Origin of the sequence: Alkalihalophilus marmarensis DSM 21297, assembly GCF_000474275.2 — a bacterium.
Taxonomy (GTDB): Bacteria; Bacillota; Bacilli; order Bacillales; family Bacillaceae_D; genus Alkalihalophilus; species Alkalihalophilus marmarensis.
Genome location: NZ_ATAE01000020.1, coordinates 136,545 through 150,204 on the forward strand (window position 1 = coordinate 136,545; position 13,660 = coordinate 150,204).

General features: G+C 40.6%; 13 protein-coding genes. 7 read left to right on the top strand and 6 right to left on the bottom strand.

Annotated elements, in window-relative coordinates; genetic code table 11:
- Positions 1–7: 7 nt before the first annotated feature.
- Positions 8–1,072 (top strand): M14 family zinc carboxypeptidase, encoded by a 1,065-nt coding sequence (locus A33I_RS07570; RefSeq protein WP_022627891.1) that lies wholly within the window; start codon positions 8–10, stop codon positions 1,070–1,072.
- 278 nt (positions 1,073–1,350) lie between these two features.
- Here the strand turns inward: A33I_RS07570 and wrbA are convergent, their stop codons facing one another.
- From wrbA to A33I_RS07585, 4 genes are all read right to left on the bottom strand, one after another.
- Entirely contained in the window at positions 1,351–2,016 is a 666-nt protein-coding gene (wrbA, locus tag A33I_RS07575) for an NAD(P)H:quinone oxidoreductase (protein WP_022627892.1), read from the bottom strand.
- Positions 2,017–2,326: 310 nt separating this feature from the next.
- Entirely contained in the window at positions 2,327–4,252 is a 1,926-nt protein-coding gene (locus A33I_RS07580) for an ATP-dependent DNA helicase (RefSeq protein ID WP_022627893.1), read from the bottom strand.
- Between the two features lie 157 nt (positions 4,253–4,409).
- Positions 4,410–4,577: a DHHA1 domain-containing protein gene (locus A33I_RS21275; RefSeq protein ID WP_022627894.1), complete on the bottom strand. Its 168-nt coding sequence runs from the start codon at positions 4,575–4,577 to the stop codon at positions 4,410–4,412.
- Between the two features lie 6 nt (positions 4,578–4,583).
- Positions 4,584–5,606, bottom strand: a complete 1,023-nt coding sequence (locus A33I_RS07585) for an alanyl-tRNA editing protein (protein WP_022627895.1) — start codon at positions 5,604–5,606, stop codon at positions 4,584–4,586.
- A gap of 280 nt (positions 5,607–5,886) precedes the next feature.
- On the opposite strand from A33I_RS07585, the gene A33I_RS07590 reads away from it, so the two are divergent.
- The 5 genes from A33I_RS07590 (at position 5,887) to ymzB (ending at position 10,608) form a co-directional block, all read left to right on the top strand.
- Complete coding sequence (locus tag A33I_RS07590; protein ID WP_022627896.1) at positions 5,887–6,369, top strand: hypothetical protein; 483 nt, start codon at positions 5,887–5,889, stop codon at positions 6,367–6,369.
- A 390-nt stretch (positions 6,370–6,759) separates the two neighbouring features.
- On the top strand, positions 6,760–7,605 hold the full coding sequence (gene proC, locus A33I_RS07595) for a pyrroline-5-carboxylate reductase (RefSeq protein WP_022627897.1): 846 nt from the start codon (positions 6,760–6,762) through the stop codon (positions 7,603–7,605).
- A gap of 27 nt (positions 7,606–7,632) precedes the next feature.
- Complete coding sequence (gene proB / locus A33I_RS07600; protein ID WP_022627898.1) at positions 7,633–8,760, top strand: glutamate 5-kinase; 1,128 nt, start codon at positions 7,633–7,635, stop codon at positions 8,758–8,760.
- A gap of 24 nt (positions 8,761–8,784) precedes the next feature.
- Positions 8,785–10,050, top strand: a complete 1,266-nt coding sequence (locus A33I_RS07605) for a glutamate-5-semialdehyde dehydrogenase (protein ID WP_022627899.1) — start codon at positions 8,785–8,787, stop codon at positions 10,048–10,050.
- 198 nt (positions 10,051–10,248) lie between these two features.
- Positions 10,249–10,608, top strand: a complete 360-nt coding sequence (ymzB, locus tag A33I_RS07610) for a protein YmzB (RefSeq protein WP_022627900.1) — start codon at positions 10,249–10,251, stop codon at positions 10,606–10,608.
- A gap of 76 nt (positions 10,609–10,684) precedes the next feature.
- Here ymzB and A33I_RS07615 read toward each other — a convergent pair whose 3' ends face one another.
- Positions 10,685–10,900 (bottom strand): hypothetical protein, encoded by a 216-nt coding sequence (locus tag A33I_RS07615; protein ID WP_022627901.1) that lies wholly within the window; start codon positions 10,898–10,900, stop codon positions 10,685–10,687.
- A 164-nt stretch (positions 10,901–11,064) separates the two neighbouring features.
- Positions 11,065–12,120 carry a DUF3900 domain-containing protein gene (locus A33I_RS07620; RefSeq protein ID WP_022627902.1) on the bottom strand — a complete coding sequence of 352 codons (1,056 nt, stop codon included), beginning with the start codon at positions 12,118–12,120 and terminating at the stop codon, positions 11,065–11,067.
- Positions 12,121–12,292: 172 nt separating this feature from the next.
- Between A33I_RS07620 and A33I_RS07625 the strand changes: the two genes are divergently transcribed.
- Entirely contained in the window at positions 12,293–13,189 is an 897-nt protein-coding gene (locus tag A33I_RS07625) for a diacylglycerol/lipid kinase family protein (RefSeq protein ID WP_022627903.1), read from the top strand.
- Positions 13,190–13,660 lie beyond the last annotated feature (471 nt).

Consider the following 13,660-nt stretch of genomic DNA (forward strand, 5'->3'; position numbering starts at 1 on the left):
AAAATGAATGAAAAAGATCACAAAGACAATGCTAGCATTATCCTTATCAGGTGTTATGACGTTTGGTGCACTCACAACGGCAGGCCTTCCTGTTGGAGCGGTGGGAAATGGTCCAAACTATAATGGGAATGAATCCATTCAAACTTCCATCCTTACTACATATGAAGAATTAGTCGATTACTTAGAGAAGCAAGAACAAAGACAACAAGCAATGGAGCTTGAAGTTATTGGTGAAACAGTTAAAGGCCGTGACATTTATATGGCTAAATATATTTCGAATGAAGAAAATCCTACCATCCTATTCTTAACACAGCAGCATGGAAATGAGCAGTTGACGACTGAGGGCGCAATGGAGTTCATTAAACATCTAGGGACAGGCAAGACAAGCTCTGTTTTAGATAACGTAAACATCTTAATCATTCCAATGTTAAATGCAGATGGAGCAATGGGTGATGTAAACTTCTCAACCGATGACTATATTGCAAGCGGAGGCCGCAACTTAACACGTGCAAATGCAAATAATGTGGATTTAAACCGTGAGCATAACAAGCCAATCGATGAAATGGAGCCAGAAGCTCGCGCTCTCTATGAAAACGTATTTGAAAAATATGAAATCGATTACTTAATTGACCTTCACCACCAAGGCACTCAAAGCGAGCGTGATGGAAAGCTTGTATCAGGGTCTATTCTTTATCCTACAAATCCAAATGTAGATCCTGCTATTGTGGAGGATTCTAAAAAACTAGGCGCGGTTGTCTTCCATGAAATTGAATCAAAAGGCTGGGGACATCTTGGCAAGTATAATGGTGGCAGCGGCGACAATATCGGCCGTAACGGAATCGCCCTGCGTTATGACATCGCTACACTATTATTTGAAATGCGCGGGATGAGCGATCATACGAATCCGACAGCTGTTCTTGGTCAAAAAAGTAACGGCTACTTAATCAGACAAACAGTTAATACACTTGATTCAACAGTAAAAGCAATTGCTGATGGTTCCATTGATACGGTCGACACTAGCTTCTGGGAAACACTTCCTTTCCAAACGACTAGACCATCTAGTGAAGAATAGTTTTTTTTATTCTGGGCTGTTGTAGAGGATGTTGATTGTATCTTTTCAAGCGATGTATGAGTTTCTTTGCAGGTTGATTGCGCTTTTGTTTAGAAGTATTGCGTCAGTTGGGAGCACAATTGCGCTTATCTCACTCAATTGCGTCTATTCAACTCACATATGCGTCATGAATTAGAGAATTTGTACTATTTGAAAAGAAAATTGCGTCACTTCCTTCAACCCTATTAAAAAAGCAGCTGTCCCGAGGGGCAGCTGCTTTTTAACGATTGAAACGAATCTTACTCATTTCCTCTTTTAATACGTGAAGCAATGTCGATTGTACGTTTTGCTTGGTATTTTACTGCTTCTTCTACGTCTTCTTTCATGTTTCCATCTTGGTCAACAGTTACACTTGTACCGTATGGATTCCCGCCTGATGCGAATGTTACTGGATCTGAGTAACCTGGTGATGCCACAATCGTTCCCCAGTGATGCATCGTAGTATAAAGTGCTAAGATCGTCGCCTCTTGACCACCATGTGCATTTTGAGCCGAACTCATCGCACTTGCTACTTTATTAACAAGCTTCCCGTTAAACCAAAGTCCGCCCGTTGTATCAAGGAATTGTTTTACTTGGCCAGGAATGTTACCGAAGCGTGTAGGTACGCTGAAGATAAATGCATCTGCCCACTCTAGGTCATCAAGCGTTACTTCAGGTACGTCCTTTGTTTCCTCAACATGAGCTTTCCACGCTGGATTTGAATCGATCGCTGCTTGTGGAGCAAGCTCAGGAATTTTAACTAGTTTTACTTCTGCTCCTTGTGCTTTTGCACCCTCTTCTGCCCACTTCGCCATCTTGTAGTTAGTACCTGTTGAACTGTAATAAATGATTGCTACTTTTACGTTTGACATCGTTTCATTCTCCTTTTGGGTTGGTTTCCCGAATAATTTTTCTAAAAATCCCATCCATCTCACCTCAGCATATGTTGTTTGTTTATGTGATCAGTCGGTAAACTGAGATAAGCAACATTCTCTTGCTTTACTGTTACCATTTTCCATTCATCTTACACACTATCTTAAATTCAAGATATTATTCTAAAATAAAATATCTTAATACAAAGTGTTTTGGATTTAAGATATTAGTTGAATAATTAACCGACTTTGTCTGTCGGTGCGATTGTCTTGAATTTAAGATAATCTTACTCGCTATTGTATTCGCTGTCAACTGTTTTGTGAAAAAACCGTGCGATTATTTACGCACGGCTTCCAATATGGTTTATTGCCAGTTCAGTGATACAGGAAACACTTCTTGAATACTTGCTTCATGTTTTTCTTTCTGAGCTCGATTCATCCAAATATGCACAGCTCCCTTGTCTTCACTGCTGCGAATCAAACGGCCGATACCTTGACGAAGGCGCAGCAGCATGTATGGTGCATCTACTTCTTCAACAGGATCTAGCGCATGCATTCGCTTTGCTTTAAATACTGGGTCTTGCGGCGGGAATGGCAGCGATGAGATCAATACTTGTGTTAGTGACTGCCCAGGAACATCAAGTCCCTCCCACAAATGATACGAGCATAAGACAGCTGTTTCATTGAATTGAAACTCTTTCACCGCTTCACTTATTTCTCCGTCACCTTCATAGATCATCTTAAACGACCAGTTTTGTTGTTCTGTAAAGCTTCTAAATCGGTTCATTTCTTCTACAGAAGAAAATAGGATGAGCGAGCGGCCGTCATTTTCAACAAGCTTACTGCCGATCTCTTCCCATTTCTTTTCTTCATCTTGGTCAATATGGCCATAGATGTTCATCTGTTCCACGTAATCAAATGGTGATTCGACAGAGAACGAAAGAGACTCGTCAATTCCCAGACTGTTAGACATATATGAAAAATCTTTATTACGCGATAATGTCGCAGAAGAGAAAACGAACGGGATGTTTTGAGTAAAGACTTCTTTTTTCAAGATATCTTCAACCAGCCGCGGCATGATAACAAAGGAGGTCTCTGTGGCATTCTCTTCAAGCCAGAAAATCCCCTCGTCTTCTTTTAACAAGATCGATAATCCGTAAGAGAAGAACTCTAAGTACTCTTCAATCATTTTAATGTGATAATCTTCAAGCACAAATAACTCAGAATCAAAAACAAGCTGCTCTAAAATAATCTGCACCTGCTTATCCATTTGAGAAGCTAGAGCTTGCATTTCTTTTGTACGCGGTACCTCACGTCTTTGTGAGCCTTCTACCTGCTTAGCCGTATCTCTAAGCACATCAAACCATTCATCATGAAGAGCAAGGAGCTCTTCAATCGCAAATAATGATTCCTCGCGTACATCTTGGCTCATGTAACCGGTAAGTACAGTTGTTAACGTCTCAGAATGGAAGCGGTACGTTAGTGCTTTTTGAGCCGCAAATTCTAATAAATGACCTTCATCAAACACAACACAGCTCGCCTCAGGCAAAAGCGGCAGCTGTCCTTCACGTTTTCTTGACTCCTTCGTCCACACATGTTCCATATAAAAATCATGTGAACAAATGATCAAATCACCAGCATGACGGTAATATTCACGATTTAACGTCTGGCCGCAGCGATGACGCCAATCACAGGTGGAACATTGCTGCAGGGGATCCCATGCAATCTGCTCCCATTTATCGTTTGGCACCCACGGATACTCTTTACGGTCACCATAGCTTCTAAACGCATTCATTGAGGTTGACTGATCATACACAAAGTTAGGAATCTCATCATGCACACGCAAAATATCTTCATCATCAGTTTGGTTAGAAAGCGGATCGAGCTTCTTCATACAGACATATTGCTCACGCGCTTTTGCTAGGCGAACATCTACTTGAAGTCCTAACGCCTTTTGCAGCTTCTCGATGTCTCCGCCTTCTTTCACTAACTGCTCGATCAACGTCTCATCCGCACAGGAAATAATCGCAGGCTTACGCATATAGCGTGCGTAACAAATCGCATAAAGCAGGTAAACAAACGTCTTTCCAGTCCCTACTCCAGCCTCTGCAAAGATCGTTTTCTTCTGTTTAAATGCCTGCTCCACCTGAAAAGCCATAAATATCTGCTCATCACGCAGCTCATAGCCCTTTTCAGGCAATATGTCATAAAAGACATCACCGACATAATCGCCTAATTGATCAAAGAAATTTTCTGTTTTTGATATGGTAAATGGTAATGGTTTAATCAAATCATAATCTCCTTACTATACAGTCTATCAGCCTTATCTAGTAGGCTTTCTGTAAAAGTCCACTCCTTATCATAGCAGAACATACCTTCTGATGCGATATGTAATGTGAACTTTTACATAATAAAGAGACTACAGCTGCAGCCTCTCTCGTCCCTCTTTATAATAACTCTTTAACAAGCTCAAATAATGATTCGACGTCCTCCCCTTTATTTCCTCCGCCTTGAGCAAAATGTTGATTTCCACCGCCTCTTCCATCTATATAAGGCAGCACCTTTTTGATCATCATATTCGCTTGAACAGATTCTACTGCCTTTCCGACAGCCATAACGAGTTAAGTTTTTTCAGCTGTTTCCGATACAAAAAAGACCACAGCCTGATCATTTTCTTCGACAACATCTTTCGCAAGCTGCTGTAGTTCCTTGATTGAACGGTCTTCGAAGCGTATAAATAATCGTGATTGATTGCTCACCACTTCACAGCTATCCAGTAATTTGATTGCTTCATATTTTAATAAATCACCCTTTAACTGCTCCAGCTCTTTATCCAACTCTTTTTGTTTCATGATAAGACTTGATGCTTTTTCAGGTAATTTAATGTACTGAGCATTTAGCGTTTGGGACAGTTGCTGAAGAATTTGATTGTGCCGAGCGAACTGCTTAAACACCCGATTACCGCACAAAAAGCTAATTCGGATATTATTTCGCTGCTTTTCCCAGCCGGTAATCGATAGGCCCTGCACCTCAAGCGTCTGTTTCGGATGGGTACCGCCGCAGCCGTTATAATCAAACTCAGGAATGATCACAAGTCTGATATCCCCTTTAACTGAGAGTGCTTTGCGGAGCGGATAACGATTAGCCTCTTCCTCACTCACCCATCTTACCTCGATCGCTCGGTTTTCTTGGATGATTTCATTTGCATAGCGGACTGCTTTCTCCGCCTCTTCTATTGTCAGCAGGGGAACCTCTAAATCAATCGTGACTTCATCTGTGCCTAAATGAAATCCCACTGTTTGATACCCAAACAGTTCAGCAAAAGCGGCTGATAGGATATGCTGCCCTGCATGTTGCTGCATATGGTCAAGTCTTCTACTCCAATCTATTTGCCCATGAACCGCTTGACCAGTTACTAGTAAAGGCGATTGTACATAATGTCTTATTTCTCCCTCTACTTCTTCTACTAATGTTATTTTCACATCATCTAGCAGTCCCCTATCACAAGGCTGGCCCCCTCCCGTAGTATAGAAAGCGGTTTGGTTTAATACGAGGTAATCCCCCAGTTCGTCGGTATCTACCTTGATAATACTTGCTTCGAAATGAGTTAAATAAGCTGATTCATAATAGAGTTTTGTTGTCATGATAGACTCCTTTCATTCCCCTATTTCCATGGGGAAAATATAAATTTCCCGGGTAAGCGCATATTTCGACGGAAGCAGACGGTATCTGCATCTTTTTTGTCTGATCCTGTTATGTTTAAAAATTCCCTTTCTAATAGTCTATCAATTCTAGGCAAAGCATAGAGTCTATTAGCCTGTTTTTGCTTGTACTAGCCACTCACCTATACCATTTTATCCCACCTACATAGAGTATAGTAACCCTGATGAAAAGGGAATTCAACTATATTAGGAGGAATTTAGAATGGGATATTTTAGAGTTCAACCATCTTCTCATTGTGGATGCGGCCCAGTAGCAGGAACTGGTTTCACAAAACCTGAGAAGAAGAAGAAAGAAGCAGCTCAATGTGAAGGATGTTTTTGTAAATTTGCAAGAAAAGCAAAAATGGCTAGCTTTAGCAGTGTGACTATCGACGGGACTGAGTATACAACTGATATCACTTTAGAGAATATCATTGCTCACCTTTTAGGTACTAGAGTGTTAGTAGGCAGCATTCAGTTAGTGGGCTGTCCTAAGAAAAATAATTGCTGTGTAACATTCCAATTTACACCACTTTTAGGAACGACAATTCCAGCTGCAATTTTAGGCCTTTTAGGAGCACTATTAGCTTTACTAGGTCTAACTATTGAAGAGTTATTCCCTGGTGGAGCTCCTTTCACTAGAATTGTTGATTGTGAGAAGGTTAGCAGCTTTGCACCCGTTGCTAATGGTATGATGATGTTCTAAAAGAATATCTCTTATTGGTGGCTCAATAGTGATTGAGTCACTCTGAGGAACTATCTCATCTGATAGTTCCTTTTTATATTTTCATCACTATTATATGGAAGAATTAAGAAAATGATTATCTACTCTTCGTTAAGAAGAGCATAAGCTCACATAATGCCGTATATGTAACCTTACCCTTCCTCAGTTTTTTCACAATCTTTGTTAGAATGCGTCAATACATATAATGAACCCTTACGCGAGTTGAATCGAACAAATAATTCCTTTAGCATTATTACTTGTGAGATTCATTCATCAGCTTATTTAAGCGATTTTGACCAAATGTAAGCTTTACATGAAAACAAAGATATCAAATGGTTAACGGCCAAAAACGAATTGTGGAGATGATACTACGTGATACAAAAGAATGTTGCATTTATTGGTGCAGGATCGATGGCAGAAGCGATCTTTGCAGGATTGATTAAACAAAAAATGGTCGCAGCGGAAAATATCTATGTAACAAACCGCTCAAATCTTGATCGCCTGAACCACTTAAAAGAAACGTATGGTGTACAAACGAGTACGAATAAAGAAGAAATATTAAAGATGGCAGATGTTGTTATTCTTGCGATGAAACCTGTGGGTGTGAAGGATTCATTAGAAGAAATTCGTTCATTCAGTTCAGAAAACCAACTTTTCTTATCGGTACTTGCAGGTATAACAACTGAATATATTTCAGAATTGCTAGGTCACGATGCGCCAGTTATTCGAATTATGCCAAACACTTCAGCTGCTGTTGGTTCATCTGCAACAATGATTGCAGCGGGCGATGGCGTGACAAAGCATCAACTGACAATTGCAGAAGGATTATTTAAATCGGTCGGCATGGTTAAAACAGTGCCTGAACATGATATTGACAGCCTTACTGCGATCGCAGGCAGCGGTCCTGCTTATATGTACTATCTTGTTGAAGGAATGCAGCAATCTTTAGAGGAGCTTAACCTTGATCAAGATTTAGGAGAAGAAGTCATTTTACAGATGATGCAAGGGGCAATTGATTTAATGAAATCAACAGATAAGTCTCCTCGTGAACTCTATCAAAATGTAAAAAGCCCAGGCGGTACAACAGAAGCCGGATTAAATGTTCTAGAAGACCATGATTATCAAGACATTATTATCGAGTGTATTAAAGGAGCAGCTAAACGCTCTCGTGATATTACGAAAGAATTATCAACTATACCTGAGAAAACACTTAGCTAATTTTATAGATATACTGGAGTGAAGAAATTGACAGACACAAAACGTATCGTGGTAAAAATCGGAAGCAGTTCATTGACTAGCCGTAACGGAGAGATCAGCTTACGTAAGCTTGATCGGTTAGTCGATGAAATCGCGCTTATTAAAGAAGAGGGTCATGAGGTCGTATTAGTTTCTTCAGGGGCTGTTGCAGCAGGTTACAGGAAGCTTGGCTTAATTGAGCGCCCTACCAAGCTTGCAGAAAAACAAGCAGCCGCTTCAATCGGCCAATGTCTATTAATGGAGGCATACTCTGAACGTTTTATCTCTCACGGGTATATCGCCTCGCAAATATTAATTACGCGCAGTGATTTCTCTGATCAAATGCGTTACATGAACGCACGCAACACGATTCAGGTCTTGCTTGAACGAGGTGTCGTTCCAATTGTTAATGAAAATGATACGATTACCATTAAACAGCTGAAATTCGGCGATAACGATACTTTATCAGCAAAAGTAGCCGGTCTTGTCGAAGCGGATGAGCTAATCATTCTATCTGATATTGACGGTTTATATGATGACAATCCTAAGACTAATCCTAAAGCTACCCTATTAGAAGAAGTGCGTGAAATCACTCCTGAAATTGAGGCCGCTGCCGGAGATTCCAACAGTGATGTAGGTACAGGTGGCATGAGCTCTAAGATCGATGCAGTGAAGATCTCTTTAGCTGCAGGCATTGAAACGTTTATCGGTGATGCGAACAAGTCGAATATCCTCTCTGATGCTGTCCACCATTCAGCCAGAGGCACCTATTTTAAACCGGATGAAAAAGAAGAGGGGCTTGATGTCACTCAGCACTGGATCGCATTTAACTCAGGCTCTAAAGGGGAAGTCATCATTGATGATGGTGCACGCGTTGCGATTACTGAAAAACAAAGCCACCTCCTTCCTCAAGGCGTACGTGAAGTAAATGGAGACTTTGACTGCGGGGATGTCGTCGTTATACGTCACCTGAATGGCGAGGAAGTAGGCCGCGGCGTCATTAACTATTCGGCTGAACAATTACGTAAAATTAAACGACTGAAGCTTAATGATATACCTGCTGATATAAAAGTGACGAAAAGTGAAGCAATTCGTCAAGATGAATTTGTTTGTGTTCCAAGCGTAACAATGTCCTAAAACCGATATAAGGAGAGGATCGAATTGACTACGATCACAAAACCGACTATAAATGTGAGAGAACAAGCACAAAAGGCTCAAAAATCGAGCAAATCACTTGCTGCTCTTTCAACAAAGCAAAAAGATGACGCACTCTTAGTTATAGCCGATGAACTTGAAGCCAACTATGAATTTATCTTAGAAGAGAATGAGAAAGATTTAACGCTTGGCCGTGACAAAGGCTATGAGCAAGCCTTCATGGATCGCCTGCTCTTAACAAAAGAACGAATTGAAGATTTCGCAAACGGCCTGAGAGAGCTTGTTAAACTTAAAGATCCTGTAGGTGAAACCGTTTCTGAATGGACGCTTGAGAACGGGCTGAATGTTAAAAATGAGCGTGTTCCGCTGGGTGTAATCGGAATGATCTATGAAGCTCGTCCGAATGTAACGGTGGATGCAACAGGACTTGCCCTAAAATCAGGGAATGCGATCGTGTTAAAAGGCGGTTCATCTGCCCTACATTCAAATAAAGGGATTATTTCCGTTATTCATCGAGCACTTGAAAAAACAAGCATTCCCGTTGATGCTGTTCAATTTATCGCGAGCACAAACCGTGAGGCAACCGAGCAGTTATTTACGATGAAAGAGCATATAGATGTGCTTATCCCTCGTGGCGGCGGTTCATTAATTGATACGGTTGTACGTAAGGCAACGATTCCGGTGCTTGAGACAGGTGTTGGAAACGTGCATGTGTATGTTGATAAACAAGCGGACCTTAAAAAAGCCCTTGATATCATTATCAATGCGAAAACAGACCGCCCTGCTGTGTGTAATGCCCTTGAAACAGTGATTGTAGACCGTGAGTGGTTTACAGCTCACAAAGACACACTTATTTCAACGTTTAAGGAATACGGCATTACGGTCCACGGCGAACAAGAGGTCGTTGATACGATTCCTGGCGCTGTTCTTGCAGAAGAAAAGGATTGGGCTGAAGAATATTTAAGCCTCGATATTGCGCTGAAAATCGTCGATGACATAACAGGAGCCGTCAATCACATTGAGCAATATGGAACCAAACATTCAGAGGCTATTGTGACAGAGGACCAAGCGGCAGCTGATCTCTTCCAAAATCAAGTGGATGCAGCAGCGGTTTACCATAATGCTTCTACACGATTTACGGATGGAAGCGCAATAGGATATGGTGCGGAAATTGGAATTTCCACTCAAAAGCTTCACGCACGAGGACCTATGGGACTCCCTGCACTAACAACCACAAAGCTTAAAATTTCAGGTTCAGGACAAGTGAGATAAAAGAGAGTTAAAAGAGATAGAAGCTGAAAATTGCTTCTATCTCTTTGTTTAGGTTTAAAACCATAAAATTTAGGTTAATTAAGCCATGAAAGGCTCTTTCTTTCATGGCTTTTTGTTATAAAGTGATTTCACCCCTTATAAAGTAAAGGGTTCTTAACCATACTAAGTTGCACACACTAAAGTAAGGAGCTGATATGTATGAACACAAATGTCGATCAATTCACCCAATGGCTTGATGAACATAAGGGTCAAACCCTTTCCATTCAAAAAGGCGAACACGAAACAGGAAGCAAAGATGTGCTCGATATCGATTTAATTTCTCTAGAATTACAATCTGCTGTGGTCCGTTCTGCCAATCAAGACACTATAGATGATTACCTTCCTAGCGAAGAAGTGATTTTATACGGCGAAGGCTACATACATGGAGATGATACTCGCACCCCGCTCCCTGAAAATCACTTTGAAATTCCTCTTGATGAATCATTCAAATTTCATTCAGATGGAAACGAGATCAAAGTAGAGACAGAAAAAGCACTTTACCGAATAAGCACTAATTGATACGAAATTAATGATAGGAAATGAAAAAAAGTTGAGGCATGTCAGCCTCAACTTTTTCCTGCTTCTCTTCTCTTAATTAGTCCTCTTCTGTTTCTGCGGGGCCTTGTTGGCAGTTGATGCAGTCATTAAAACATTGGTTAAACTGAAACGGATAAAGCGTCCTGCACACGTTAGAACAGAAGTTTGAGCAGCTGCCAGAGCTCCCTTCTGCCGGCGGCTGATACAGAGGAATTAAAGGCAGGCTGGCTACAACTCTTAATGCTTTGCGTAACTTTTTTCTGCTGATTGACATTTTTACACCCCCTTTATTTCCACCATATGTTAAAAATTTGTTAGTGCAAAGACTCTTGTCCTCCTTCTATTTAAAGGGGCGTAAAAATGGTTTTTTTCACATCATAAAAAAGCATAGAGCCACACGATCAATGGCCTCTATGCTTACGTATTAATTATATAAAACTATCTCCTTACCCTCTTCAACACTTCCTCTAAATCATCCGGCTTCAAAAATTCTACTGGCGACACGCCTTTTTCAAATGTAAAGGAATCTCCTTCTATAACAATAATGTATTTACCGTTTACTTTAGCAATATGCAGACATTCACCGAAATCTGATAACATCGCCTTCACATCGATATGGTCTAGCTTTAGCTTCAATTCAATCTCTGGTTGATGCTCAATAATCGGTGCAGAAGCTTCTACCACCTGATCGGGCGTCCACTTCTCCTGCATTTCACGAACGGGAGTATTGGACCAAGCTTCAATAAACTCTTCTTCCTGCTCCCTCTCAGGGCTTGCTTCTTGATACGTTTCGGCAATATGCTGCTGGGCCATTTCAATCATTTGATGCTTCACAAGTTCAGGCATCGATTTATTGTACTCAACAAATTTTAAGAAATCTTCGAAATACCTTGCATGTGAGGATTGATGAACCTTAAGCTCCCACTCCACCACCATCCCTTCTTCCGGCATATACGGGTATTGAATAGACTTCATATTCTTTGTAGTAATCGCACGATTAACATGATGGATCAACGTTTTCTCATCTGTAATGCTTGCTACCTTCTGTTCAAAATCACATTTTAAAACAAAGACAAAAGGGTCATCCATGTATTTATTCAATTTAGCTCTAATGACAAGCAAAGCACCGCCGCGAATCGCACTCGTATCCATATAAGCATGAACGAGCTGCTCACTATGGCGTTTAAAATCCTCAGATGTCTCGGCTAAACGAATTCGATTAAATTGGTTGTAATTAGGATTAGTATCTAGATCATAACCCGGTTCTACGACAAAGCGTCCAATTTTAGTCGGCACCTGCTCTGATTTCGGATTTTGTTCTACTTTTCGCTTCGCCACTTTCATTAATTCCCCATCTAAGAAATCTTTTAACGCATGGCCTTCATAAGATGTATGATCGAGTGTCTGATAATGCTTATATGTCTTGTTAGCTTGCTCTCCTTGCCCTTCCACATTGATCACAAAAAATGATAAGTACTGTATCGTAAAATCCATTAGGTAAACTCCTTCACGTCAACTGACCAAGTATTCTTCCGTATTATAACAAACCATTTTAGACAATGTCATACTAAATCCGATCATTTAAAAAAGGACGGATCCTATGTGTTGAACTCATTTAATGAGGGAATAAGGGGTACTATACACAGTATAGAAATGAGGGATGGAAATGTATAACAAAGCGATGCTGATCTATAACGGCTCTGCCGGAAGCAATGATATTAAAGCCTCCCTGGCTGAAGCAGTCGAAGGACTTGAGTCTTATATCAATGAATTAACCTTAATGAAAACACTAAAAAAAGGAGATGCGGAAACCTTTTGTTTAGAGCGTGCATCTCAATTTGATCTTATTATCATTATGGGCGGTGACGGAACGGTACACGAATGTGTAAATGGACTAATCAAACTTAAGGAATCCCCGCCTATTTTTATTCTTCCAACAGGCACATGCAATGACTTTGCTAGATCCTTGAACATTCCACTTAAAATAGATGCAGCATGTGAAGCTTTTGAAGAGACAAAAATGATCCAATCAGACATAGGTACAGTAAATAGCCGTGCCTTCTCCAATTTCTTTGGGGTAGGATTAATTACGAAAGCATCTGAAGGGACAAATGCTGATCTTAAACAAAGCATAGGAAAGTTCAGCTACTTTGTCAGCGCACTGCAGTCGATGCAACAGGCAGCTCCCTTTTCCTATACACTCAAAACAAAGGAAGGTATAGAAAACGATGAAGCTGTAATGATCCTTGCTATGAACGGTCATTCTCTAGGTACCACCAGTTTATATCACGAAAAATCCAGCCTGACAGATGGCTTGTTAGATATCTATCTTATAAGAGAAGCGGGATTATCTTTGTTAAAAAATTTGTTTAATAAGGTTACTTCCCCAACATTCCCTGATGAAATGGAGGGAATAGACTATATCCAGACAAGCTCGTTCGAATTAGAAATTAAACGAAAAGAAGAAGTTGATATAGACGGGGAAATTTATTTAGAAACACCAGCTATCGTTCGTATAGATCAAAAAACATTACCATTTTTATCTTTCCCAATATACCAATAAGGTTTTTTAGGAAGGCTGAGACATAACTAAAAATTTTACTAACGAAGCGCTAACTAGCAAGTGATATTAAACTGAAACGTACATCCTACAGTACTAATTGATTTCTACTGCAGGTACACGCTTTCCGCGAGCGGACCGAGAGCCTCCTCGGACTTTCGCCCTGTGGGGTCCCCCTGTTCACTCACATCTCGCTGAATTCCCCCACCTTCCGCTCCAATCAACGGAGAAAAGATATTGAAGATGCTCCCTAACTATAAGAAGCAGTTCAATGATTTAAACAAACGAAAGCTAGGGTTTATCATTTTAACTGAGACATAAATACCTCACTCCACGTAATAAGTACAAAATGCAAGCAACCAAGCGGATGAAATATGTGAAGACTTCTGTGGGACCTAGAGCAGGAGTGAGATCCCACAGGGCTTAGCCCGAGGAAGCTCACTGGCTCCCCACGAAAAGCGAAGCATATTTCAG